The organism is Vibrio tapetis subsp. tapetis, assembly GCF_900233005.1.
Taxonomy (GTDB): domain Bacteria; phylum Pseudomonadota; class Gammaproteobacteria; order Enterobacterales; family Vibrionaceae; genus Vibrio; species Vibrio tapetis.
Genome location: NZ_LT960611.1, coordinates 3,323,453 through 3,350,042, shown reverse-complemented (window position 1 = coordinate 3,350,042; position 26,590 = coordinate 3,323,453). Strand labels below are relative to the sequence as shown.

Here is a 26,590-nt window from a genome sequence, read left to right as displayed (position 1 = left end):
CAAACACAACACAGACAAATACAACAACTAGGGATTTGGATTCCCGCATAAGGAGTTATGCAATGAAAACCATGAAAAGCAAATTAGCAGTGGCGTTGATGGCCGCAGGTCTTAGTTTTGGTGCAGCAGCCGCTGATATTACGGTTGGTTATGCCGCAGACCCAGTCTCTCTGGATCCGCATGAGCAGCTATCTGGCGGCACATTGCAGATGTCGCATATGGTATTTGACCCACTAGTGCGCTTTACTCAAACGATGGACTTTGAGCCGCGCTTGGCTGAATCATGGGAGCGTGTTGATAACGAAACTATGCGCTTTACTCTTCGCAAAGGCGTTAAATTCCATTCTGGTAATGCGTTTACAGCGGATGATGTTGTTTGGACTTTCTCTCGTCTAAAATCATCACCTGACTTTAAAGGTATCTTTGGTCCTTTAGTTTCTTTAACTAAAGTTGACGACTATACCGTTGAAGTGAAAACAGACGGCACTTACCCTCTAATTGAAAACGTGGCGACGTACATCTTCCCAATGGATAGCAAATTCTATTCAGGCAAGACAGCAGCAGGTGAAGACAAGGCTGCTCTAGTTAAGCACGGTAACTCGTATGCTTCTACGAACGTTTCTGGTACGGGTCCATTTACGATTAAGTCTCGTGAGCAAGGCGTTAAAGTTGAATTTGAACGCTTTGGTAACTACTGGGATACCGCTTCAAAAGGCAATGTTGATAATCTAACGCTTGTACCGATTAAAGAAGATGCGACACGTGTAGCCGCACTGCTTTCTGGTGACGTCGACATGATTGCTCCTGTTGCTCCAAATGACTACAAGCGTATTAAAAAAGCGAAAAGCGTTGATCTGTACACCATGCCAGGTACACGTATTATCACGTTCCAAATGAACCAAAACAGCAACGAAGCACTGAAAGACGTACGTGTTCGTCAAGCGATTGTTTATGCAGTGAACAACGAAGGCATTACGAAGAAAATCATGAAAGGCGCTGCGACTGCTGCCGCTCAACAGAGCCCTGTCGGTTATGCAGGTTACAATGAAGATCTTAAACCTCGTTATGACTTGAAGAAAGCAAAAGCTCTGATGAAAGAAGCAGGCTACGCTGATGGCTTTACGCTCAGCATGATGGCGCCAAACAACCGTTTGTGAATGATGCGAAAATTGCTCAAGCGACGTCAGCAATGCTGTCTAAAATTGGCATCAAGGTCGACCTTAAAACAATGCCAAAAGCGCAATACTGGCCTGAGTTTGATAAGTGTGCGGCTGACATGATGATGATCGGCTGGCACCCAGATACAGAAGATTCTGCAAACTTCTCTGAGTTCTTAACGATGACTCGTGACGAAGCAACAGGTAAAGGCCAATACAACTGTGGCGGTTATTCAAACCCTGAGCTTGATAAGCTAGTGATTGGAACCAACGCTGAAACGGATCTGAAAAAGCGTAGCGCGACGTTAAAACAAGTTGAAGCAACGCTTTACAATGAAGCGGCATTCGTTCCACTGCATTGGCAGGATCCATCATGGGCGGCTAAGAGCAATGTAGAAATTGGTCCAATCATCAATGGTATGAACTTCCCTTACTTTGGCGACCTTGTTGTTAAGTAGGTGAAGCATCAGCACTCACCTCATTTTAATATGAGTGGGTGCTGAACTGTTTTTGGTGTTTAACTTTGTTTCAGTCGGGTTAAACACCATTTTTAAGGCTGAATTCTTTCTTTTTTGAAAGTCATGGATAGATATTTAAGGGGCAAGGGATGTTTACGTTTCTGGTCAAGCGCCTGTTTCAGGCACTGATAGTGATGTTTGTGATCAGTTTGGTGGCGTTTGCTATCCAGGATAATCTGGGCGATCCGTTACGCGAGTTAGTCGGCCAGTCAGTTTCGGAATCGGAGCGACAAGCGCTGCGTGACGATCTTGGTCTCAACGACCCATTCATTACTAAATATTCTCGTTTTATTGGCAAAGCAGTTCAAGGGGACTTGGGTACATCGTATTTCTTCAAGCGACCGGCTGTGGATGTTATTTTAGATAAGTTGGTTGCAACGTTAGAATTGGTCTTCGGTGCAGCTGTCATCATTGTCGTTTGTTCTATCCCATTAGGGGTTTATTCAGCGATTCACCCAAAAAGCATTTTTACTAAGATAGTGATGGCTGGTAGTAGCATCGGTATTTCTGTGCCAGTTTTCTTAACGGCAATTCTTCTAATGTACGTATTCTCCATTGAGTTGGGTTGGCTGCCTTCTTATGGTCGTGGTGATACCGCGAACTGGTTTGGTTGGGAGTCGGGTTACTTGACGGCGGACGGCCTCGCTCACCTTGTTTTACCGTGTATTGCACTAGCTTCAATTATGCTACCTCTGTTCATTCGTTTAGTTCGTTCTGAAATGCTTGAAGTGTTGAGCTCTGAATACATCAAGTTTGGAAAAGCAAAAGGGTTAGCACTCAATAAAATTTATTATCAACATGCGCTTAAAAACACCATGCTGCCAGTTCTTACCGTTGGTGGTGTTCAAATCGGAACCATGGTTGCGTACACGATTTTGACCGAAACGGTATTCCAATGGCCGGGAACTGGTTTCCTATTCTTAGAAGCCATTAATCGTGTTGATACCCCTTTGATTACCGCTTACGTTATTTTCGTAGGGCTGTTATTTGTGGTTACAAACACCATTGTCGATTTGTTATACGGCATCATTAACCCAACTGTTAATCTAACGGGTAAAGGAGCGTAATCATGACTACTAGCACGACTTCTAGCGTTCCAAGCCGTTTTGAGCGCTTTAAACAATCAGATTTTTTGTACTATTTCCTTAAAGACAAAGTGGCAATGTTCAGCTTTGCTGTCTTTATGGTGTTTTTGGTGATGGCACTGGCTGCACCGATTATCGCTCCAACGGATCCATACGACTTAATGTCCATTGATCTGATGGATTCAGAACTGCCTCCATCGTGGATGGAAGGCGGTGACGAGCGCTTTCTTCTCGGCACCGACGAGCAAGGGCGTGATATCTTATCGACTATGCTCTACGGCTCTCGTCTATCGTTAACCATTGGTTTCTTAGCGGTTGGCCTTCAATTGTTCTTGGGTATCATTATTGGCCTTTCAGCCGGCTATTTTGGCGGTCGTATTGACAGTTTCTTAATGCGTTTTGCGGATGTTCAACTCTCATTCTCAACCATGATGGTCGCAATCATTGTTTCCGCTATTTTTAAAGCAAGCTTCGGCAGTGACTTCTATGCCCAGTATGCGGTTGTTATGTTGGTGGTGATCATTGGTGTGGCGGAATGGCCACAATATGCTCGTACCATCCGTGCGTCTGTATTAGCGGAAAAGAAAAAAGAATACGTTGAAGCGGCTCGAGTGATGGGCTTTAAATCCCCTCGTATTATGTTCCGCCATATTTTGCCGAACTGCTTATCGCCAATTTTAGTTATTTCAACGGTTCAAGTTGCTAACGCCATTATGTCCGAAGCGGCGCTTTCGTTCTTAGGCTTAGGTTTACCGGTTGATCAACCATCATTGGGCGCATTAATTAGTATTGGTTTTAATTACATCTTCTCTGGAGCGTGGTGGATTACTGCTTTCCCTGGCGTACTATTGGTTACGCTGGTGCTAGTGATTAATCTACTAGGTGATTGGTTACGTGATGTATTTAACCCTAAAATCTACAAAGGGTGATCCAAGACGATTGATTTTCAATCAAAAATGTTCGTAAACTAAAGAGTCGTATTTTTACGGCTCTTTTTTTGCATGAAAAACATTATATTGATGAATGCGGAGTTTGCTATGGACGGAAAGTTGACAGCTAAAGTGGCGTTGCCAGTATTGGCATTGTTGTGCGCACTTGCTTTACCTACAGGGAAGGCAATGGCTGACGAGGAATATCTCTGCGACGCGGTCCAAGTGTCAAAAAATGAATTACCGATGTTGAAAGGCAATTGTCCTATCGGCAATGGTGTATGGGGCAAAAAAAAGCCGCAAAACGCTCAAGGGCTCTTTTGGATACAGTGTGGGATTTTGACTAAGCCAATGTCGCTTACGGGTGCGAAACGTATTTATCAAAAAATTTCGACCGACGTTTGGATGAAGCAAGAAGGACGAGAATATCGCTGCTTGATTGGCCCGTATGAAGACTTTGCAACCGCAAATCAAGAGAAAATCAAAGTTCGTCAGCTGACGGCCTATAAAGATGCCTTTGTTCGTGAGGTGGTAGAGAAGGGGAAGACAGAGCCTGCCAAACCACAAACATCAGCTTCATCAAAGCCCATGCCAAAAGCGGCTTTAGTTGCAGCCCCCGTTACTCCTCAGAAAGTCACGGCCAAAAAACCGGATGCGGTTGCTGCTAACAAACCGGTTAAGAACAAACCGATTGCAAGCAAACAAGCTGAACCAGAAAAATTAGCCAAACCCGCTAAGATGGTTAGTGGTGATATTGAAATACGACGTCAATCAAAGTTAGGTATACATACTTATGTGGTGCCTTACGTACTAGAAGATAACAACTCCTTCTATATGGAATACGACAGAGCTTGGAATCGTATGAACTATCAGTCGGCTCAGGCGTTATGTCATAAGTTAGATATGAGACTTGCTAAGAACGAAGAGTGGCAAGCTATTCTCGATTCTGGCGAGTTAGTGAAGAACAAATGGCCCATCCATTTACCTTACTGGGGTGATAGTAATCAAGGGTTCTTTACCAATGGCAAGGTAACGCAATTGAAAGGTTCTTCACTACTTAATGTTTTGTGTATCGAACCTTAATCTTGGATTGATAGCGACGATAAAATCGGGCTATCAGAGTTAGAAATTCATTTGTGCAAAAATGCCGGTTTCTTTGTCGGCAAAATAAGGATGAACGGTAATCGAGTACCCCGCCTCAGTCACAGCATATTGAATGCCTGTGGCTAATGCCATACCAGCGATGACATCACGCCAGTGGTGATACTCACCTTCAACTCGCGAATAGCCAACTAGAGCCGCTGCAGCATAGGCAGGAACCCCATAAGCCGCGCCATAACGAAACTGCAAGTAGGCTGCGCCTTGAGTGGCGGCAGAGGTATGCCCTGATGGAAAAGAGTGCTCTCCACCGTTAGGGCGCTCCGCATTTACCGCATACTTTAGCCCTTGGGTGGCAATGACGGTGTAAAGAGCGCCTTCTGCTAGTTGAACAAACCCTTCTTTGTCTCCCTTATACAAGGAGATCGCTCCTGCTGTTAGCGGAATACCAATTTGAGCAATGTCACCATAAGTAGTCAATGCACTTTGAGCGTGCGCGTTGGAAGCCAGCATGGCAGCGCTGAGGCAAAGTAAAGGTAGGGATTTATTCATCGGTACAATCATTCCTTGGTTGATATTCAATAACCGAGGCATTGTAGCGGAAAGCATAAAAAAGTCACAAAAAAGCCCAGCAAATTGCGGGGCTTAGAATGACTTAGGTGATGTTAATACTAAGCTGGAAGCTGTTGCTGAACGAGCGTATTCCAAAAAGCTACGCCATCTTTGATTATATTGTCATTAAAGTCATAGTATGGATTATGCAGAGCCGTTCCACCGCACTCACCAACACCGTTGCCAACCAATACATAACATCCTTTTACTTCACGGAGCATGAACGAGAAATCTTCACTGATGGTAAAGCGCTCGCAATTGCCATTAACTCGATCTGCCCCAACCGTAGCTTGAGCTGCTCGAACGGCATGAGTGGTTTCGTTTGGCGAGTTAATAATCGACAGGAAACTGTTGTTAAAGTTGTATTGGTAGTCAACACCAGCCGACATACATTGACCAGCAACAACACGCTCGATAGCGGCTTCTATCTTATGTAAGGCTTGGTCTGTAAAGCTACGGGTATCACCAGTAATCGTTACCTGAGATGGAATGACATTAACCGTGCCGTTCGTTACAAAATTGGTCACTGATAGCACTGCTGTTTCATCAATGGCACTTAAGTTTCTTGATACGATGGTTTGTAACGCGGTGACTATTTGAGCGCCTACAACGATCGGATCTGTTCCCATGTGGGGCATGGCGGCGTGGCCGCCCGTTGCATTGATGACAATTTCAAAACTACTTTCGCTGGCCATAAGTGAGGCAGGGCGAGTAACAAACTGTCCTTCAGGTATACCTGGTAAGTTATGCATGGCATAAATTGCATCCATGTTCCAACGAGTGAAGAGACCATCAGCGATCATGGCTTTAGCGCCTGTTCCGCGCTCTTCGTCTGGTTGGAAAATGAAATAAACCGTACCGTCAAAATTCTTATTTTGTGCTAGCTCACGAGCTGCACCTAATAACATGGCCGTGTGTCCATCATGGCCACATGCATGCATCGCGCCTTCGTGTTTAGAAGCATGGCAAAAAGTATTGGCTTCTTGAATTCTCAAGGCATCCATATCAGCTCGTAAACCGATTGTACGTTCACTGGTGCCATTCTTCAAAATACCCACAACACCTGTACCACCAATGCCGGTATGAACCTCCAAGCCAAATTCGTTCAACTTATTTGCGACAAATTCTGCGGTCTTAAACTCCTCAGTGCCAAATTCAGGAAACTGATGTAGGTGGCGACGCCATTCGATTACGGTTTGTTCTAGTGTCATAGTGTTCTCCAGCAAAAAGTGAGCTCAAAACAAGAGCCCACCTTCTAATTTACGATAAAGATTATGCTTTTTGAGTTTCTAGCTTTTGCTCATCTTTTGGGGCAGTTCTCGTTTCGTATTTTGTGAATACGTAAAGCGCAACAACAATGAGAGATACGATAACTGTTTTTCCAAGCGCCATTTGTTCGCCTAACGTTAGTACTGCCACGATATAGCCGACAAGCGGCATTAGGTTAAGCGCCATTGTTGCTTTTTCAACACCAATACGTTTAAACGCGTATAGCTGAACTAAATAGCTACCACCAGAAATACCTGTACCCAAGAAGATCAGTAAGCCAATCAGCAGTGGACTTGAGAAAATAATGTAGATTTGAGATAGGTCTAGACCCATTGTAGTTACTACGATGATACCCATGACAGCAACAGAAATGTATTGATAAAGCATGGATACGACAGAGCCATATTTGTCTGCTAGGCTAGCACGTAGATGAGCAGTCCAAGCAAGCGCAAGCATAGAGCAAGTCACATAAACATAACCGAGTAACGGAGTGCCCCCTTCAATGGTATTTGTTGGACCAACACTCATTGCGTAGATACAGACAGCTGAAGCAATAAACGCGCCCCATTGGATTTTGTTCATACGAAAGTTCATGAACATCATGCCAAAGAATACGGTCGCAAAGGGCTGCATGCCTTGAATAACCCCGTTTTCAGTGGCTCCAATGTGAGAAAGTGAAAGGAAGTTGAAGAGAGAGAAAACACCTTGTCCCACAATACCGCAAAGAGCAATACGCCCGATATCTTTGGTATCAATTTTCAGAGAAGAACCTAAGTCTTCGCTCAAGCTTTTGTTTCTAGAAGTAAAGAAATAGATAATAGACAAGCCGATTACCGCAGTAACGTAGCGGAAAAATACCAATGTCATTGGATCTACGGCCATAGAAAGTGGTTTAGATACAACGCCTGTCACTCCCCAGATAAAGGCAACTGCAATTGCAGCAGTCCAACCCAAAATTGTGTCTCTGTTTGTTGTGTTCATTTTAATGTTTCCCTGCATTAATATTGTTTTGGCTGAGCGTTGCCACTCAGCCACATTTTTATTGTTATTTGATCACGATTAGCTCAGGCTCAGCTCGCTCGCTTAACCATTCCGCACCGTCTTCGGTGATCACGATGTTTTCTTCGTGCACCATAGATTTACCTGGTGCGTACACCATTCCTGGTTCAAGTGTCATGACCATGCCTGGTTTTAGAACGGTATTATCAGTAGCGGTATTGGATGGACGTTCTGTTAGCTCCATACCTAAGCCGTGACCGAGTCGACCGACGTCGTTGCCAAGAGCGCCATTTGCTTCAAGTACTCCCCACATTGCGTTGTAAATGTCTGTTGTCGTTGCACCTGGTTTTGCGGCTTCAAACCCTTTAGTTGTTGCTTCATAAGTGGCGCGATACGCAGCTTTGGTTTGCTCACTGGCGTGGCCAAATGCCCAGTTACGGTCGAAATCAGAGAAGTAGCCGTCACGAACAGCACCAGTGTCGATGATCAGTACATCACCCGATTCAATGATTCGGTCGGTTGGTCCCATGATGATGCTGTCGTAACCATCAGGGCCTGATCCTGCAATGATGTAAGGGCATTCATCTGCACCCTCTAGCAACATATCGATTCGAAATTGCTTACAGATTTCGCGCTCAGTCATGCCTGCTTTAGCGTAATCAGGGATTTTATTGAAGCCGATATTGGTGATGCGGCAGATCTCGCGCGTTTTTTCGATTTCAGCTTGAGATTTGATTTGACGAAGTTCGTGCATAGCCAGTGATACATCAACAAAGTCTTTCTTCACCATGGTGGTGAGTTTCAGGTAGTTGTTAACAGGCATACGTAGGTGAGATTCAATGCCTAAAGTGGCACCTACTCGACCGTGACGACAAGGCAAAGAGTTAAGTGCGCTCGCGACTAGGCTAATGCCATCATCTTCAGGGCGCGGGGAAGGCCAAGTGATGGTGTTATCGACCCATGTGCTTGCCATACCACTCGCACCGATTTCAGGAATAATGGCAATAGGTTTGCCTTCTGCTGGAACAATGACGAACCAAGGGCGAGTAGGGCTGTGCCAAAACTGGGTATGAAAACCAGTAAAGTAACGAACGTTAGGTTCTGTTGTAAAAATCATCGCATCGAGCTTTTGTTCGTGCATGATTTTTTGAGCGCGTGATGTTCTGTTTTCAAATTCGGCTTGTGCGAAGCCACGATTAAGATAGTCAGTCATTGGAATTCCTACTCTATTTTTATTAAGTGAGCCATTAGGGGCTTACTCTTATAGTTCAGTTTTGTTTACGGTATGGCTGAGCATCTTACTGATATTTTAGTTAAATAATGTGACCACGATCTTGCGGTTAACTTTAGTGTCCTGAAGTGAGTAAAAACCGAAAATAATCTTGATTTTGATCAATTTTGGGCACTTTTATGTAACTTTGTAGTTGCCGGAGACGGGAATGTATAGTCTTATAGTTACATAAAGTTAATTGGCAACTTGAAAAGCATCAGGCTTACGAGGATAATAATTGGCAGTTAAAGTTAACAGTAGTGGTCTAAAATGAACGCATCAGCATATAAGTCATTCAATGTGGAATTCACAGACAGTGACAGGAAACATCTAGAACTGAATTTTCGGCTAGCCGAAACCATTGCAGACTTTATTGGTCCGCATTGTGAAGTTGTTATTCACTCGTTTGAGAGTTTCGAAAAGTCAGTCGTAAAAATAGTGAATGGGCACCATACGGGAAGAAAAGTAGGGTCGCCGATTACGGATTTGGGTTTGAAGATGTTGAGTGTTTTCGAAAGTACCGGAGAAGTAACACCAAAAAGCTATTTTACTACCAGTAAAGATGGTTCCTTGTTGAAATCGACAACCTGCGTTCTGGCTGGTGAGGGTGGTAAACCGATTGGTCTTTTTTGTATCAATATGAATTTGTCGCACCCTTTTCCTGAGATCATCAAAACTTTAATGCCAGATATGGCTCACTCACCTGTAGGGGTGCATGAGAACTTTGGAGCTTCAACTACGGAAGTGATTGAGCAAGCGCTTGAGCATGCGATTTATGAAGTTGAAAATGATGCGTCAGTTAATTTAAAAGGTCGAAACAAAGCCATCACTAAGCAATTGCTTGAAAACGGTATTTTCGAACTAAAAGAGGCGACAGCATTTGTGTCTGATCGCCTTGGTATTACTCGCCATGCTATTTATAAATACATACGCGAGTTTAGATCTTAAAAATACGATTAAATTAAAGAGAAGCGTTATGAAAACTAAAATCCATACTGATCTAGCACCTGCAGCAATTGGCCCATACTCTCAAGGTATGACTTTCAAGGATCTGACGTTTACATCAGGCCAGTTACCGCTTGATGCAACAACAATGGCATTTGTAGAAGGCGGTATTAAAGAACAAGCTCGCATGTCTTTGGCTAACTTGAAAGCAGTATTAGAAGAGAGTGGTGCGTCTTTGGATACGGTAATTAAGACGACCTGTTTCCTATCTGACATGGAAAACTTTGTCGCGTTTAATGAAGTGTATACCGAAGTGTTTGGTACTGAAAATGCGCCAGCGCGTTCTTGTGTTGAAGCGGCTCGACTACCGAAAGATGCATTGGTAGAAGTAGAAGCGATTGCTTACATCAAATAATTCGTATCGATATTCGGCCATTAGCTTTTAAGCTCTGATGGCCTTGTCGCAATTTCAGCCTGTATTGAAGTGTGCCCTATGCTAAAACTATCAAAAAACTCATTCTACACTGGTAAAATCTGCGAGCTATTTACTGCTAAACAAGCTCTGCAAGCGCGTGAATTTCACCGTCAAATTGAAGGTTATCAGCCAACGCCTTTGGTTTCGTTACCTAACTTAGCGAAACAGTTGGGTGTAAAAGCTATTTTGGTAAAAGACGAGTCAAAGCGCTTTGGTCTCAATGCGTTTAAAGTACTCGGTGGTTCATATGCTCTTGGCTGTCAATTGGCTAAGCATCTAAGTATTGATATCTCGGAAATCAACCTGAAAACCGTTGCCTCTAAACTTGATAAGCCATTGGTATTTACCACTGCAACCGCCGGGAATCACGGCACTGGTGTGGCTTGGGCCGCAAGAGAGATGGGCCAAAAGGCTGTTGTGTACATGCCAAAGGGTTCCGCTCAAGCGAGCGTTAAACGAATTCAAGGGTTAGGCGCTGAGTGCATCGTTACTGACGTAAATTATGATGACACTGTGCGTATGGCGAATCAGACAGCGCAAGACAATGGCTGGATGCTAGTACAAGATACGGCGTGGGATGGCTATGAAGAAATTCCAACCTGGATTTCTCAAGGTTACATGACCATGGCTGACGAAGCCGTCGAGCAAACTGCGCAGTTTGAATTTGGATCGCCAACGCATGTGTTGTTGCAAGCGGGTGTCGGGGCAATGGCGGGCGGCATTTTAGGTTACTTAGCGGATAAGCTTGGAGCGGATAGTTTCGAAACGATTATCGCGGAACCTTCTGCTGCTGATTGTATCTTCCGCTCAGGTTCAAAAGGCGAGATCGTTAACGTATCCGGTGAGCTGAACTCAATTATGGCAGGTCTTGCTTGTGGTGAACCTAACCCGATTACTTGGCCTGTTCTAAAAGATTGCAGTAATCACTTTGCTGTTGTAGACGATAGTGTATCCGCTACGGGTATGCGAGTGTTGGGTAATCCGCTTGCCGGCGACAGTCAAATCATCAGTGGTGAGTCTGGTGCTATCACGTTAGGGTTGCTGTACAAGTTATGTCGTGAAGGGGCAGATCAAGCCACTCGTGATGAGCTTGGTTTAAATCAAGACGCGGTTGTTATGCTGTTTAGCACAGAAGGTGATACTAACGCCGAGCGTTATCGTGACATCGTTTGGAGCGGTGCCCATAGTTAACATGCGAAGTTACTGATACAAAAAAGCCATGGGCGGATAGTCCATGGCTTTTTCATTGTCATTAAAATCAAAGAGATATCTGTTTAACCCTTTGAATTTTAATTGATTATCTCATGGTCCCATATTACCAACACAGGTGGTTTCTGAAATAAATCTGGAAAGGTTTAAATGATAAGGCGTGATAGCCTTTTCCAGAAAAATAGCTATCTTTTGCTATTTTTCCTAAAAATTGAGTTTAGGTAGTCTCAGTTTCCAGAAAAATATCGACTGCATTAGCTATTTCTATTTCTCTTTTCGGGTTTTAAGGTTAGCTGCTTTTATCTGGGCCGTTAGCTTGTTTCTTTCTTCTTCACTCATTTTCGCAATCAAGCAAGCTAGTTCAGCTGAACTTTCATCCTCACAAAAAAAGTAATTTAGAGGCACACCCAGCCCGTCAGCCATTTTCTTCAATGTACTGATATCCGGCGTATGCTTTCCTTTCTCATACTGATTCATTCGCGCACTAGCTGAACTTTCATCGATACCAATACGCACTCCCAATTCTTTTTGGGAGATCTTTGCTTTTTTGCGTACCTCTTTGAGCCGCATTGGAATAGGGTTGTCGATCGACATTTATGATTCATACTAATTGGCTCTATGTGACTAAGATTTTCTTAGTTTTACTGATTTCTGTATACTAAGCAATCCTTAGTATTTTAATTGGTGTAACTGGTACATGAAACGTTCTATAAAAATCAGTGCAGTAATGCACAAGTTGTTGATTGAAAAAAGAATGGATGGTTTTTCTGTTATAGAGGCAAGGGATGTCTCATTAAATGATGGGTGTAGTACACAGAATCTTGATGAAGCTCGGAAGAAGGTTTATCGACAAATATGGCAATATCAACAAAGGGGTTGGCTTCGAAGCGAGGGGGAAGGAAGGAACAAAAGGTATTTTCAAACTGAACAATTTATAGAACTTGAAGTTGTGCCTCGAAGAAAATCTGAACGTGAAGTTTCGGTAAAGCAATCTACATCGGATTACTCTGTGCTATTCCGAGAGAGCAACGAATACAAAGGTGAATTGGAGATCGTGCTTGGTGAAATAGATGAATACCATTCATTAAGGTGCCGCTTCCCTGAACTTGAGAGTCGCTTAGTTCCACTGTTAAAGCAAGCAAGAGAACGTTCAGCGCAGTTGCTTGGAAAGATGAATGGATTGGAGAGTGTCCTGAAAACTCTCTCAGAGGGCGACCAACCGTGTTAAGACATTGGCAGGTAGAATGTTCTGAAAAAGCGTTACAGAAATTTAGGGAAAATCAACAGCACTTCTTTTGCCAAGCAACTCCTGGCGCCGGTAAAACAGTGCTCGCTGCAACAGTTGCATCAAAGTTGCTTAGCAATGATATGGTCGACCTTGTATTGTGCTTCTCTCCATCTTTAACGGTTTCTGATGGAATTAAAAGAACCTTTTCTCAGGCTCTGAATTGCACTTTTAATGGCGGATTAGGCTCTATTGGACAGTCGTTAACATACCAATCTATTCAATTCCTTAATGATGATTTTTGGAAGACATTACGTAACCATCGAGTATTTGTTGTATTTGATGAGATCCACCATTGCTCTGGGTCTGAACTTGAAAATGCGAACGTTTGGGGCCAGCAAGTACTTACTAAGATTCAAGGGCTCGCGACCTACACACTTGCTATGTCAGGTACTCCATGGCGTTCAGACTCTCTACCAATAGTAATGTCTGAATATAGTGACCCTGAAGGTCAAATCCTCGTTGATTATCAATACACCTTAAAGCAAGCAATTGTCGATAAGGTTTGCCGATCTCCAAAGTTGGTGTTGGTTGATAACGAACATCTTTCAGTGACCAGTGATGAGAAAGTTGAATCGTTTTCTTCAATCTTAGAAATGCTTAAGCAAACAAAAACTTCATATCAAAGTGTCATACATAACCAAGAAGCTATGGAATACCTACTTGGGCTCGGTTGTAAAAAGCTCACAGAAATCCGCACCCAATCGCCAGGCGCAGGAGGTTTAGTTGTTGCTTCATCCGTTCAGCATGCGAAATCAATTCAGAAGATACTCGTTCAAAAGTACGATCAAACAGTCTCAATAGTTACTTACCGTCATGAAGAACCTTTAACTGAAATAGAACGTTATCGTCAAAGTGATGTTCAATGGATTGTCAGCGTAGGGATGATCAGCGAAGGAACGGATATCCCTCGGCTTCAAGTTAGTTGCCATATGAGCTCTGTTAAAACCGAGCTGTATTTTCGACAGGTTCTTGGGCGAATTCTTAGAGTTAATGGGCCAGCAAACCAACAAGCGTGGCTATTTACTTTTGCAGAGCAAAGCCTGATTAAGTTTTCGGAACGGATTGAACAAGACATTCCTGACTCTTGTATGTTTGCAAAAATAGAGAAATTGATAGAGTTTGAGTTAGGATCTCAACGTGCTCATTCAAGTGATAATCGCTTCCTAGAAGACCGAGATGAAGTGACCTCAAAATTGAACTGGAGCAATACTATCGACGCAGGCTCCAATTCAACCGGATCTCTTTGTGCATTCGACGAACTTCGATTGGGAATTTTTAAGCAGCGCGTAATTTCAGCCTTTCTAGCCGCTTCGTAGATTAAAAATGATCTCTGCACTCTAGTTAACTCTTTATTTCAGTTACAATGCCATAAACTTGAATATATGTAACTGAGCTCTCATGGTTGAACAGTATCAAAAAGAATTAAACCTACAATTATGGCAAATTGCCACTCATCTGCGTGGTCAAATGCAAGGTGATGACTTTCGCAACTATATTCTTGGTCTGCTCTTCTACAAATATCTGTCAGATAAATTGATTCGTTATGCTGATGAATTGCTTTTAGATGATGGAATTCGATTCGCTCAAATTGATGAGAAGAGCGAGGATGGTCAAGAGTATTTAGAAGCGATTAAAGAAGAAGCAAGAAATGTATTAGGCTATTTTTTTAAACCATCAGAGTTGTTTCATGTACTTGCTGAAGCTGGTGCCAACGGTAAGTTCATTCTTGATGATGTGCGTGATGTTCTGAATGATATCGAACAAAGCACTATGGGCGCAGATAGTGCCGATGACTTTGACGGCCTATTTGATGAGCTCGACTTAACATCAAACAAGTTAGGCAAAACGCCAGATGTTCGTAACAAACTGATTGCTAAAGTACTTGAGCACCTAGATAACATCGACTTCCATTTAGAAAACAGTGAAATTGATATTCTTGGTGATGCTTACGAATATCTAATTGGTATGTTTGCTAGCGGTGCAGGTAAAAAAGCAGGTGAATTCTATACACCTCAAATATTATCAAAGCTGTTAGCAAAGCTGGTTACTTTAGGAAATGAAGATATTGAGTCTGTTTATGACCCTACTTGTGGTTCCGGCTCATTACTACTCCAGGCAGCTAGAGAATCCCGCAATCTAGATGTCAAATGTTACGGACAAGAGCAAAACCCTAGTACTTATAATCTAGCGCGTATGAACATGATTATGCATGGCGTTAGCTACAATCATTTCGATATTAAAAATGATGACACTTTAGAAGCACCACAGCATCAAGGTCATCACTTTGATGCCATTGTAGCTAACCCACCGATTTCTATGAATTGGTCTGCTAATCCACAGCATCTTAAAAGTGAACGATTTTCTGGTTCTGGAGTGTTACCCCCGAAGTCTAAAGCAGATTATGCGTTTATTCAGCACATGATTTACCAGCTAAGTGATAGCGGTACTATGGCTGTTATAATGCCTCATGGGGTGCTATTTCGCGGGGGGGCTGAAGGGTGTATTCGTCAATACTTAATCGAAAGTCAAAATTATTTAGATATGGTTATAGGCCTACCAGCTAACATAATTTTCGGAACTGGCATTCCTATTTGTGTTTTGGTGTTTAAGAAGAACCGAAAAGTTGACGAAAATATCTTGTTTATCGATGCTAGCCAGTACTTTGAAAAAGGTAGCAACGCTAATTATATACGTGAAGAGGATTTGCAACGAATTCTTGATGCTGTTTCTAGGCGTAAGAGTACTGACCGCTTTTCTTATGTGGCTTCACAATCCGACCTTGCCAAAAACAATTACAACCTGAATATATCTCGCTATGTAGATGCTTCACCTCAGTCGATTTACTTACAAGGACTCAAAGAGCAATTTCAGGAGTACGAAGCGAGTTTGCTTATTCAATACGTCCTTTATTCTTTTCGATTCAAGAGTGAGGCAGAAGAGCAAGCTTTAGAGAATACGCTTGTCATCTCGAAATCGGTTGGGAAGACAATAAAAGTGAGTGCAAACCCAAATCCAAACACAGAGATAACAAATGGCGACTTTGTTCTAGTTTTTAATAGAAATCGAGTTAATGCACAGTATCTAGAGCTGTTTTTTCAGTCACAAGTGGGTCAGTTGATTCTAATGGACTGTGCAGCAAAGACTGGCGGGGTGGTGAAGACTTTAAATCTGGAATCTATAAAGAATAACTTAATAGCTTCGGTTCCTCCTCTAAAGGTTCAAGAGGCATGTATTGAATCCAACCAAGCTATAAAGTCGATAAGAGAAAAGCTTTTAAAGTATCAAGAAGATATTATTTTTAAGCCGACTTTTTCTAAAGACCTGTTAATCAGGCTAGATACTACTGCCCAGTATGTTGACAAAGCTAACTATCAAGAACAATTGTTACAGCAAATTCGGGTGGGTGAAAACTCAACAACAGAGTTCAAAGAAACTTTTTCATTGGATGTTAGGCAATGTAAAAACAATAAGGCATATAAGCCAATCAAGGAGTTAAAGTTAGAAGTATCTTCTTTGAAGACGATAGCAGGTTTTTTAAATTCTAGTGGAGGGGTACTTTTCGTTGGAGTCGATGATGATCAGAAAATTACTGGGCTAGAGGAAGAGTTTTCAATGTTTCACAGTGGCTCTGCGGATAAGTTTTTACTTCATTTCAAGAATAAGGTGAAGTCTCTGATAGGAGAGAGCTTCTATACATTTATTCAAATTGATCTTGAAACAATCAAAGAATCACCTGTCTTGGTGGTAAAATGCAGTCGAGCAAATCAACCTTGTTTTTTAGGTAAAGAAAATACGTTTTATGTAAGATCTCCGACAGGATCCACCGACCAACTTGCTGGTCGAGAGATGTGGGATCACCTTAGAGTTCAATTTCAACAATCAAATTAGAGTTTCCCTAAATGGTCGAACAGCATCAACAAGAACTAAAGAAACAGCTTTGGAACATCGCCAATACCCTTCGCGGTAACATGTCTGCCGATGATTTTCGTGATTACATCCTTGGCCTGATCTTCTACAAATATCTATCAGATAAGCTAAACCGTTACGCTGATGAACTGCTTTCAGAGGATGGTATCCAGTTTGCTCAAATTGATGAAAAGAGTGATGAAGGCCAAGAGTATCTAGAGGCTGTCCAAGAAGAAGCACTAGACAAACTAGGTTACTTCTTTAAGCCATCAGAGCTGTTTCATGTAGTTGCTGAAGCTGGCGCTAATGGCGAGTTCATTCTTGATGATGTACGTGATGTTCTTAATGACATTGAACAAAGCACTATGGGCGCAGACAGTGCTGACGATTTCAACGGCCTGTTTGATGAGCTAGACCTAACTTCAAATAAGCTAGGTAAAACGCCAGATGCTCGTAACAAACTGATTGCCAAAGTACTTGAGCACCTAGATAACATCGATTTCCACTTAGAAAACAGTGAAATTGATATTCTTGGTGATGCTTACGAGTATCTAATTGGTATGTTTGCCAGCGGTGCGGGTAAAAAAGCTGGCGAGTTTTATACACCACAAATGGTCTCTAAGCTGCTAGCTAAGCTTGTGACGCTTGATAATCCAAATCTTAAATCTGTTTATGACCCAACGTGTGGTTCTGGCTCTTTGTTGCTCCGTGTTGCCAAAGAAGCTAATAACCCAGATTTAAAATTCTACGGACAAGAGCAAAACCCAAGTACTTATAACTTAGCTCGTATGAACATGATTATGCACGATGTTCACTACAATCGTTTCGACATTCAAAATGACGATACGCTAGAAACCCCAGCACATATCGAGCAACGCTTTAGCGCGGTAGTAGCCAATCCTCCATTCTCTGCTGACTGGTCTGCAAATCCTTTGCATCTAAACAATGAGCGTTTTTCTGACTACGGTAAGCTTGCTCCTAAATCAAAAGCGGATTTTGCTTTTGTTCAGCACATGGTTCATCAACTTGATGATAACGGCACCATGGCTGTAGTTCTGCCCCACGGTGTGTTGTTCCGCGGCGCTGCAGAAGGGCATATTCGTCAGCACCTTATCAAAGAGAAAAACTATCTAGATATGGTGATTGGTTTACCTGCCAATATATTCTTTGGTACATCTATTCCAACTTGTGTGTTGGTGTTGAAGAAAAATCGTAAAGTCGATGATGACGTGTTATTTATTGATGCGAGTAGTTACTTCGAGAAAGGTACCAACAACAATGTAATGCGTGAGGAAGATTTGCAGCGTATTCTTGATGCGGTAACTAAGCGCCAAACAATTGATAAATTTTCTTTTTTAGCGACACCCGCTGATTTAAATGAGAATGACTACAACCTCAATATCCCTCGTTATGTTGATACTTTTGAAGAGGAAGTTGCAGTCAACTTAGAGGAAGTATCAAAGTTACTAATTAGCAATGATAAAACAATGCTAGAGAGTGAACAGTCAATTGCTGAATTCTGCCTAGAGTTAGGAATTGATGTACCGTTTGAGGTGAGAGGATGATTGATGATTTAGTACCAAGGCTCCGTTTTGATGGCTTTGATCAGTCTTATAAGAAAAAGAAGATCCGCAGCTTTTGCTCTGTCAAATCTGGTTCAACACCATTACGCTCCAATAAAGAGTACTTCAGAAATGGTTATATCCCTTGGGTAAAAACTACAGACCTCAATAATTCGCTTATTAATGATACTGAAGAGAAAGTGACGGATTTAGCCTTAAAAGAAACGTCATTGAAAGTACAGCCTGTTGGAAGTGTACTTGTCGCTATGTATGGAGGCTTTAAACAAATTGGTCGTACTGGACTGCTCAAAGAGCCATCTGCAACAAACCAAGCTCTTTCAGTACTAAACCCTAGAAAAGATGAAGTGCATTCTGAGTACTTGCAGCATTATTTAAACGCTCAAATATCAAGGTGGAGACGATTTGCTGCGAGTAGTCGAAAAGATCCCAACATTACTAGTTTTGATGTTGGGTCGTTTCCAGTTTTATTTTGCAGTCTAGAAGAGCAACAAAAAGTTGCTGACTTTCTAACCTCTATAGATACTAAAATCAGCCAACTAACGGAAAAGCATCGTCTATTCAAAGAGTACAAAAAAGGTGTGATGCAACAGATTTTCAACCAGCAAATTCGCTTTAAAGATGAAGACGGTAATGCGTTTCCCGAGTGGAAAGAGTATGCATTAAAAGAAATCTTACTTTTACAGTCAGACTCTTTAAAAATGGGGGATGAAGAAATCTATGAGCTTATAACTGTTAAACGTGGGTTTGGTGGTGTGAAAAGTCGCGGACACTTCAAAGGTAAAGATGTACTTGTGAAGAACCAATTTACTATTCATGAAAATGAGTTCGTCATTTCGAAGCGACAAATTGTACATGGCGCGTGTGGGCTAGTTCCTTCAGAACTTGACGGCGCTATTGTTTCAAATGAATACAATGTATTCCGTCCAGTTGAAGAGCTTTTAGATATCGAATATTTCAATCGATTTACAGCGATTCCTTTTATGCGTAGAGCGTTCTTCACCAATAGTGATGGTGTTCATATTGAAAAGTTGCTTTTCAAAACTCAAGGTTGGTTGAAAACTAAAGTTCATCTTCCTTGTTTGGAGGAGCAGCAAAAAATCACTCATTTCCTACAGGCTATCGATGTCAAAATCAAAGCTATCGCAGAACAGGTAGAACAAACCAAACAATTTAAGAAAGGCTTACTTCAACAGATGTTTGTGTAACTGTTACATGCATAGCCCTATCAGTTAGGGTTTTACATAAAGGCACCCAAGGAAAGTAAATCGTCACATGGCTTATCAATCAGAACAACAATTAGAAGATAACTTAATTGCTCAGCTTTGCACTCAAGGCTTTGAAGCTATTGCGCTTAAAGACAATGCAGAGCTTGAAGCGAACCTAAAAACTCAACTTGAAAAAGTGAATGAATGTTCGCTTTCAGACATTGAGTTTCGTCAGGTATTGGGTAAGCTAGAGAAAGGTAATATCTTCACCAAAGCGAAGGCATTGCGCGACCACATCGATGTTACCTTGGATGATGGTGATAGCCGACACCTTACGTTGTTTGATGATGCCAGTAAAAACAAGTTTCAGGTTGCCCAGCAAATTACAGTGAAGGGTATCTATACCAACCGTTATGACGTGACGGTATTGGTGAATGGTTTTCCTCTTATTCAAATTGAGCTTAAACGCCGTGGTATTGAGTTAAAAGAGGCGTTTAATCAAGTTAAGCGCTATCAAAAGCATTCCTATCATGCCAACCACGGTCTGTTTAATTATATTCAACTGTTCGTGATTTCTAATGGGGTTAATACTCAGTATTTCTCTAATAATAGCGAGATGTCCGCTAAGCAAACTTTTGATTGGACGGATTTTGATAACAAGAGAATTAGCCAGCTTCCGAGCTTTGCTAGTGCTTTCCTAACAACGTCGCACCTAACAGCGATGTTGACCAAGTACATAGTTTTGAACGAGACAGGTAAGTTCTTAATGGTGCTGCGCCCGTATCAGTTCTATGCAGTGGAAGAGATCATTAAACAAGTCAAAACTTCCGACTTGAATGGCTACATATGGCATACCACGGGTTCAGGTAAAACGCTGACATCTTTTAAAGCTGCGCAGATTATGACTTCATTAAGTGAAGTCGATAAAGTCGTTTTTGTTGTTGACCGTAAAGACCTCGATTACCAAACAGCATTAGAATTTAATGCCTTTGCCAAAGGTTGTGTTGATAGCACAGACAATACCAATATGCTGTTTCACCAGTTAATCGATAAGCCAATTAAAGGTAAAAAGATTAACGAGAATCGCAACAGTAAGCTTGTCGTTACTACGCTACAAAAGCTCAATAACGTGGTGACTAAAAAGCGCTACTTAAATGAGATGGAAGCGCTACAAGATAAACGTATTGTTTTTATCTTCGATGAGTGTCACCGCAGCCAGTTTGGTGATACGCACCAGAACATCACCGAGTTCTTCAAGGGGGCTCAGCTGTTTGGCTTTACAGGTACCCCAATCTTTGCTGAAAACGCAGTCGCTAAGAAATCCATAAAGAAAACCACAAAAGACCTTTTTGGCGAATGTTTACACCCCTATGTGATTGTTGATGCGATTCGTGACAATAACGTTCTGAAGTTTGCTATTGAGTATGTGGGGCGCTATCAGTACAAAGATGGTTCGAACAACAATCTTGATATTGAAGTAGAAGATATCGACACTAAAGAGCTTCTAAGCTCTCCTGCGCGTCTTGATAAAATTACCGACTACATCATTACTCATCACCGAAGAAAGACGCACAGCCGTGACTACAACGCGATGTTCTGTGTGTCGGGTGTGCCAGAGTTAGTCCAATACTACGAATTGCTTACGAAGAAGAAAGCGGAAGGCAAGCACAACCTCAAAGTGGCGACCATCTTTAGTTATGAAGCCAATGAAGAGGAAGAATACGAGCTAGGCAATAGTGATGCAGCAGAGGTTCAAGAAGTCGCTGCGAAGTATCTTAACGATGGAGACGCCGTAAAACTGCACAGCCGAGATAAGCTTGAGTCTTTCATAGGCGACTATAACAAGATGTTTGGTACAAGCTATACGACCAAGGATAACGAGTCATTCTATAACTATTACAAGAACATCTCTAAGCGAGTAAAAGCTAAAGAGATCGATATTCTTCTTGTCGTAAACATGTTTCTAACGGGTTTTGACGCTCCAAAACTTAATACGCTATATGTCGATAAGAACTTAAAGAATCACGGACTCATTCAAGCATTCTCGCGAACTAACCGCCTGTTAGATGAAACCAAGTCTCACGGTAATGTGGTCTGTTTCCGCAACCTGAAGAAAGCAGCAGATGATGCCTTTACATTGTTCTCTAATAAGCAGCCGAATGAATCAATCGTGATACCGCCATTTGAAGAACTGCTAGCTGATTTTGATAAGGCTTACGAAGCGTTAATGGCAATTACGCCAACGGTTGATTCTGTCGATACCCTTCCTGATGAAGAGGCTCAGGCTCTGTTTGTTAGGCAGTTCCGTGAATTGATGCGTCTTAAAAACATGTTGAGGCTGTAGAATTTCTCGATTTTTCACCGATTTCCCATGTTTTTATCGTCATTAATCCTACTGGCAACGGCGTAAATACTGCTCGATGATAGCGACCTTTACCATAGTAAGGAAAGATAGAGCGACAGGATGAGAGGGAATCTGGATTTTTCGTTGATTTGAGAGGTTTTACCCTCTAGATAATGCAATTTCTTAGCTTTTCTATGTTGTGAAGCATGCTGAACATCGCCCATTGGGCGTTCACTTTCTCTTGTCCTCTTAGCGTAAATCGATTCATCTGTTTGTTGACGGTGATGTTACCAAAAACAGGTTCAACACACCCAAGCCGTTTACTGTATTGCCGCCTTCCTTCTGGGCTATCAATCTTGTCTTTCATGGCCTGCATGTGGTCAAAGTCTTTGGTATTTTTGTAGATGAAGAAGACTTGTCGACCGACTTGCTTGCCAGGCGGTTTTCTCATGCACAGCGGTTGATGCACGCATTGTCTGCAGTCGTTTAGGTATCCACAAAACTGAGCACCACGCTCCCCACGGATGACGGCGTTTTTGCTGCTCAGTCGCATCATATTTCCTGCAGGGCATCGGCAAGTCATTTCGTCTTGGTTGAACTCGAACATAGAAATGGAGTAACAGGTTTTACCTGTTTTCGAGCGTTTCTTCCGTTTTTTCTCTTGCTCGGTCTGATAGGTTTCACTGTTTTGAAATAGTGGATTACGACTGCGAAATCCAGTGTCTGCTATGTAACAATCATAAGGGGTCTCAGATAGGAACTTGAGGTTAGTTTTACTGTGAAATCCACTGTCTGCGGTGAACTTGGTGGTGCGCTCTGAGCTGTTGGGTAGCTTCTCTAATTGTTCTTTCAAAGCGAGCACTGCAGGCTTTAATGTTTGCTGCTCACCAACGCTTCCCCACACTTGGCTGTGTAAAATAATTTGGTGCTTGTCATCTGTGATGGCGATACCGTTATAACCTTGAATCGTGCCTTTTGAGGTGGTCATTTTGGCGCTGTCATTGTCCGTGATGTTGCTTTTTACGGGTTTTTTACTGCTGCCCAATTTGTCTTGAGTGCTCGCCAGAAATGCACCTATTTTATCGGCGCTGCTATCAAGCTTTTGTTTTTGTCTTAGGTCTTGTTCGATAACTTCATTTGGGAGCGAATCTTGGCTTTGATGACGCTCGATAATTCGCTGGCTCGCCCGCTGTAGTTTTTCTTTTTTACGGAGAAGCTCTTCGTGTGTGCCACTCCATTCTTTACTAGCATTGGATGAAATTTTACAGCCATCAATAGCAAACATGTTATGGCCAATTAGGCCTTGTTCATCGCATATCATGAGAACCTGAGTGAACAGTGGTTCGATGGTGTCTTTCATTTGTGCGATGAAAGCCGCGATAGTGGTGAAGTGTGGTCGCTCGTCGCCCGATAAGCACATGAAAGTGACATTGTTGATGCAGGCTCTTTCTATGCGTCGGCTAGTTAACATGCCGAGGGAATAGGCGTAAAAAATAACCTTAAGCATGATGGAGGGTGGATAAGCCGCCGCCCCGTTTTTGTCGTTGTGGTAGTGCGCATCAAAGGGCGAGAGGTCGAGGTGGTTATCGACAATGTGGGAAATCGCATACTCAATAGTTCCGGGGATGAGTTGTTCATCGATGATGATAGGGACGAACATGTTTTGGTTCGAGTAATCGGTTTTGAAGTTGGGCATAACCGTGTCTTGTGGCGAATAATTTAGATTAGATCACAAGGAGTTAGTGCGTTCAAGTTCATATCGTGATGAAATGGCGGCAGGATCAGAATTGAGACGGGCGAGGAGAAATTCTACAGCCTCGTTAGGTAACTTCGCTGATTTTGATATGGACTCGACCGCGATGAGCGATCAGGAGTTTCAGGACTTCACCAGTAAATATGCCGACTTGAATCGTCAGTTACGTGAGAACTCAACCAAAGAGAAAGTATCAATACTTGATGACGTCGATTTTGAACTAGAGCTCATGCACCGTGATGAAGTCAATGTTGGCTACATTCTTCACTTACTGCGTGAACTTCATGAAGAAGAGAGCACTGACGAGAAAGAGCGTAAGCGTCAGGTAATCGCGAACCTTATTGGCTCTGACCCTACATTACTCAGTAAGAAGGCTCTAATCGAGAAGTTCATGAATGAGCACCTTGACGGCATACCAGCTCACGCTGATGTCGAGGAAGAGTTTGAGTACTTTTGGGAAAAAGAGAAACGCGAAGCTTTAGAAAGCATGGCAACTGAAGAAAATCTAGATACTGATAAGCTAGAAATCTTGGTTAACCGTTATGAGCTTAGCGAAGAAATGCCACTACGTGATGACTTCGCAGGAACACTGCAAACGAAGCCGACGATACTGCAACGTAAGAAGATTGTTGGACGGTTGACCGAGAAGTTCAAAGGGTTTGTTGATACGTTTATTGGTGGATGTTAGGTTTGGTTTCATAAAAACGTGATACTCAATAGATTATCGAATAACTTTACGAGAGAAAAATATGCAAAACCTCTCACTTAAAATAAACTTGATAAAAAATGTGATTTTAAATGCAGCTAACTACAAAAATATCAGTTGATAGCACTGAAGAAACAACAATAGTACTAGACAAGTTTTTTCAATTTATTGTGTTAAACAAGCAAAATGACAACCGTTGTGAAGTGACCATTTACAATGCGATCGCATTCCATAATGAAGTGGAGGATAGTAAGCTCATTGTAGAGTTCCTTGATGAGAAAGGGCAAAGTGTCCCAGTGATGGAGCATGATGACAAGGTTGCATTTTATAAAAATAGTGACGTCCTTAGTCAGTTCTGGGGTTCTGAGTCTCGATATGACGCTAATATATCGAATGTAGTTAAAGAGTTTACTTCTACATCTTGTACGGGGGCGTTATCTAGTTATTTAAAAGAACTTGATATTGGTGGGGTTTTTGGTGTCAAAGAAAACAAGCCAGGAATAGATAATATAATTATCGTGCCATTAAATATAAAAAATGAAACTAATCAAGTGGTTTTACAACAAAAACCTAGCCCGGGTGATTCGGAGTTAAATAAATTTATTTCTTATGGTTATTGGTTTAAATCAGTTTTTAATATTGATTTAAATATAGGTCAAAATGGATTTTCATTTACCTCTAATATCGACTTCCCTACAAATATGACTGTTAAATCTCCGGATTTTAAGACTTATATACAAACAAGTAAAAAATATGATGTTTGTAGAAGTAAAGTAGAAGTAAAAGATAGAAATGACTCGAAAGTTGGTGAGATTATTAAAGTGTTCTCTCAGTCAAAGATTAAATACTTTGATGAATGGGCTGATTTAGGTATATACACTTCTTCATTATTTAAAGTGAATTACGGTACTGCTGGGGATAAATTAATAAGTGAAGGTGGGGTCTGCTCTATTTCCGTGAAAGCTGATATGGAAGACTTAGAGAAGCCAAGACGAAGAGAAATTAATTTACTTATATTTAGTATAGTTTTTTCTCTATTTACATCTTTCGGGTTTGACAGAACTCGGCAGACTGAGTTGAACGGGTTCTCGACAATTTTTCCTGATTGGCAATATTTTTCTATTGATGCACTTTGGTTATTAGTCTGCTTAGGGATCTTGATAAAGTTTAGATTTATTAAGCAAGTAAACATAAGTGTCGGTGCTAAATTATTTTTATCTATGCCTATTGGGGTGTGGTTCATGTGCTATATATTAGTGCATCAAAGCCCTTGGTTAGAAAGTTATCTAGAGGGAGGTAATCGCGCCCTGTTAGAAAAAATTTATCACATATTGTACTATTGCAATATTGCGGTAATAGTTTACATGACAATATCTATTGTGCTAGTAACTAGGTTAAGACCAAGAAGAGCTCTTGGTGGAAAGAAAAACCAGAGTTCGATACTGAAATTTTTTGGGGTCTAATATGGAAATATACAAAAATCTAATTTACGTACAAGCTCCTAAAGGTAGTTGCATTCCTTTGGCTGAAGAGTTAATAGTAGATCAAAAAATATACTACAGGTATATGGATAAAATATATATTCCAGAAACACCAGCAAATCTTAGTAAAGAAGATGTTTCAGCTTTGTCTGAAATAAGAATTAAGCTTAATGGTGATGTGATTGATTATTCATATACAAAAGAGCTAATAAGCACTCTTATTGAAAAGGCTAATGATAGTCCTATTGGTAGTATCATAGATTTCGGGTGTGGTGGTGGTATTCTTGCTGAGGTTTTAACTGAGGGTCATTATATTGATGAGGTTAAAAGTGTTACGGGATTAGATATATCTGAGTTTGCTGTAAAGTCGGCATCGAAAAAATATGAATTGCTTAAAGATATAAAAAGTGAAGTTTTCTTATTTGATGGTGTTAATCCTTTAGAGATAAATGATAATTCGATAGATGCCGTTCTATCTAGTTTTGTAATGCATTTCCCTATTTATGATAACCAACTTGAAGAGTTGTTTCGAGTACTCAAACCTAATGGGTGTTTTGTTTATAATGATTACATTTATCATAAATCGACAGCACATTACAAAGATATTATAAATAGATTGAATGATATTGGTTTCATAGTCGACGAGAGTACAGTTTCGTTTACTCAACCAGATACAAAGACTCTTAGGAATCATCGTATTGTGAGAGCAAGAAAGCCTGCTTAAAATTCAAGTAATATTGCTCCTGGCGTTCATGGTC

At 41.6% G+C, this 26,590-nt stretch carries 20 protein-coding genes and 3 pseudogenes; 17 read left to right on the top strand and 6 right to left on the bottom strand.

What is annotated here, in order from left to right; genetic code table 11:
* The first annotated feature begins 62 nt into the window (after positions 1–62).
* From VTAP4600_RS14995 to VTAP4600_RS14980, 4 genes and pseudogenes are all read left to right on the top strand, one after another.
* Positions 63–1,615: pseudogene (locus VTAP4600_RS14995) on the top strand (ABC transporter substrate-binding protein).
* A 149-nt stretch (positions 1,616–1,764) separates the two neighbouring features.
* Positions 1,765–2,742, top strand: coding sequence for an ABC transporter permease (locus VTAP4600_RS14990; RefSeq protein ID WP_102523532.1), 978 nt, complete (start codon positions 1,765–1,767; stop codon positions 2,740–2,742).
* A 2-nt stretch (positions 2,743–2,744) separates the two neighbouring features.
* The gene (locus VTAP4600_RS14985) at positions 2,745–3,689 is read left to right on the top strand and encodes an ABC transporter permease (protein WP_102523531.1); all 945 of its coding nucleotides are present in this window, start codon (positions 2,745–2,747) and stop codon (positions 3,687–3,689) included.
* Between the two features lie 72 nt (positions 3,690–3,761).
* On the top strand, positions 3,762–4,772 hold the full coding sequence (locus VTAP4600_RS14980) for an SPOR domain-containing protein (RefSeq protein ID WP_231897812.1): 1,011 nt from the start codon (positions 3,762–3,764) through the stop codon (positions 4,770–4,772).
* Positions 4,773–4,811: 39 nt separating this feature from the next.
* Here VTAP4600_RS14980 and VTAP4600_RS14975 read toward each other — a convergent pair whose 3' ends face one another.
* From VTAP4600_RS14975 to VTAP4600_RS14960, 4 genes are all read right to left on the bottom strand, one after another.
* The gene (locus VTAP4600_RS14975; protein ID WP_102523530.1) at positions 4,812–5,339 is read right to left on the bottom strand and encodes a phosphatase PAP2 family protein; all 528 of its coding nucleotides are present in this window, start codon (positions 5,337–5,339) and stop codon (positions 4,812–4,814) included.
* 119 nt (positions 5,340–5,458) lie between these two features.
* Complete coding sequence (locus tag VTAP4600_RS14970) at positions 5,459–6,610, bottom strand: M20 aminoacylase family protein (RefSeq protein ID WP_102523529.1); 1,152 nt, start codon at positions 6,608–6,610, stop codon at positions 5,459–5,461.
* 61 nt (positions 6,611–6,671) lie between these two features.
* Positions 6,672–7,649, bottom strand: coding sequence for a DMT family transporter (locus VTAP4600_RS14965; RefSeq protein WP_102523528.1), 978 nt, complete (start codon positions 7,647–7,649; stop codon positions 6,672–6,674).
* A 64-nt stretch (positions 7,650–7,713) separates the two neighbouring features.
* Positions 7,714–8,880 (bottom strand): M24 family metallopeptidase, encoded by a 1,167-nt coding sequence (locus tag VTAP4600_RS14960; protein WP_102523527.1) that lies wholly within the window; start codon positions 8,878–8,880, stop codon positions 7,714–7,716.
* 327 nt (positions 8,881–9,207) lie between these two features.
* Between VTAP4600_RS14960 and VTAP4600_RS14955 the strand changes: the two genes are divergently transcribed.
* The 3 genes from VTAP4600_RS14955 (at position 9,208) to dpaL (ending at position 11,548) form a co-directional block, all read left to right on the top strand.
* Positions 9,208–9,885: a helix-turn-helix transcriptional regulator gene (locus VTAP4600_RS14955; protein ID WP_102523526.1), complete on the top strand. Its 678-nt coding sequence runs from the start codon at positions 9,208–9,210 to the stop codon at positions 9,883–9,885.
* A 28-nt stretch (positions 9,886–9,913) separates the two neighbouring features.
* Positions 9,914–10,297 carry a RidA family protein gene (locus tag VTAP4600_RS14950; RefSeq protein ID WP_102523525.1) on the top strand — a complete coding sequence of 128 codons (384 nt, stop codon included), beginning with the start codon at positions 9,914–9,916 and terminating at the stop codon, positions 10,295–10,297.
* A gap of 78 nt (positions 10,298–10,375) precedes the next feature.
* Positions 10,376–11,548, top strand: coding sequence for a diaminopropionate ammonia-lyase (dpaL, locus tag VTAP4600_RS14945; RefSeq protein ID WP_102523524.1), 1,173 nt, complete (start codon positions 10,376–10,378; stop codon positions 11,546–11,548).
* A gap of 282 nt (positions 11,549–11,830) precedes the next feature.
* Here dpaL and VTAP4600_RS14940 read toward each other — a convergent pair whose 3' ends face one another.
* Positions 11,831–12,160 (bottom strand): helix-turn-helix domain-containing protein, encoded by a 330-nt coding sequence (locus tag VTAP4600_RS14940; protein WP_102523523.1) that lies wholly within the window; start codon positions 12,158–12,160, stop codon positions 11,831–11,833.
* A gap of 103 nt (positions 12,161–12,263) precedes the next feature.
* Here VTAP4600_RS14940 and VTAP4600_RS14935 point away from each other — a divergent pair, with 103 nt between their 5' ends.
* The 7 genes and pseudogenes from VTAP4600_RS14935 to VTAP4600_RS14910 all read left to right on the top strand — a co-directional run.
* Complete coding sequence (locus VTAP4600_RS14935; protein ID WP_102523522.1) at positions 12,264–12,794, top strand: VspR family transcription factor; 531 nt, start codon at positions 12,264–12,266, stop codon at positions 12,792–12,794.
* Entirely contained in the window at positions 12,788–14,170 is a 1,383-nt protein-coding gene (locus VTAP4600_RS14930) for a DEAD/DEAH box helicase (protein WP_102523521.1), read from the top strand. The genes VTAP4600_RS14935 and VTAP4600_RS14930 overlap by 7 nt, the downstream gene beginning before the upstream one ends.
* 82 nt (positions 14,171–14,252) lie before the next feature.
* A pseudogene (locus VTAP4600_RS26295) lies at positions 14,253–15,677 on the top strand (type I restriction-modification system subunit M); the annotation flags it as partial.
* 300 nt (positions 15,678–15,977) lie between these two features.
* Entirely contained in the window at positions 15,978–16,742 is a 765-nt protein-coding gene (locus VTAP4600_RS26290; protein WP_231897920.1) for an AlbA family DNA-binding domain-containing protein, read from the top strand.
* 11 nt (positions 16,743–16,753) lie between these two features.
* Positions 16,754–18,325, top strand: a complete 1,572-nt coding sequence (locus VTAP4600_RS14920; protein WP_102523519.1) for a type I restriction-modification system subunit M — start codon at positions 16,754–16,756, stop codon at positions 18,323–18,325.
* Complete coding sequence (locus tag VTAP4600_RS14915) at positions 18,322–19,548, top strand: restriction endonuclease subunit S (protein ID WP_102523518.1); 1,227 nt, start codon at positions 18,322–18,324, stop codon at positions 19,546–19,548. The genes VTAP4600_RS14920 and VTAP4600_RS14915 overlap by 4 nt, the downstream gene beginning before the upstream one ends.
* Positions 19,549–19,615: 67 nt before the next feature.
* A pseudogene (locus VTAP4600_RS14910) lies at positions 19,616–21,883 on the top strand (type I restriction endonuclease subunit R); the annotation flags it as partial.
* A gap of 175 nt (positions 21,884–22,058) precedes the next feature.
* Here VTAP4600_RS14910 and VTAP4600_RS14905 read toward each other — a convergent pair.
* On the bottom strand, positions 22,059–23,588 hold the full coding sequence (locus tag VTAP4600_RS14905; RefSeq protein WP_102522034.1) for a transposase: 1,530 nt from the start codon (positions 23,586–23,588) through the stop codon (positions 22,059–22,061).
* Positions 23,589–23,634: 46 nt separating this feature from the next.
* Between VTAP4600_RS14905 and VTAP4600_RS14900 the strand changes: the two genes are divergently transcribed.
* From VTAP4600_RS14900 to VTAP4600_RS14890, 3 genes are all read left to right on the top strand, one after another.
* Positions 23,635–24,333: a type I restriction endonuclease subunit R, EcoR124 family gene (locus VTAP4600_RS14900; protein WP_231897811.1), complete on the top strand. Its 699-nt coding sequence runs from the start codon at positions 23,635–23,637 to the stop codon at positions 24,331–24,333.
* 110 nt (positions 24,334–24,443) lie between these two features.
* The gene (locus VTAP4600_RS14895) at positions 24,444–25,814 is read left to right on the top strand and encodes a hypothetical protein (protein WP_102523517.1); all 1,371 of its coding nucleotides are present in this window, start codon (positions 24,444–24,446) and stop codon (positions 25,812–25,814) included.
* A 1-nt stretch (position 25,815) separates the two neighbouring features.
* Positions 25,816–26,556: a class I SAM-dependent methyltransferase gene (locus tag VTAP4600_RS14890; RefSeq protein ID WP_102523516.1), complete on the top strand. Its 741-nt coding sequence runs from the start codon at positions 25,816–25,818 to the stop codon at positions 26,554–26,556.
* Positions 26,557–26,590 lie beyond the last annotated feature (34 nt).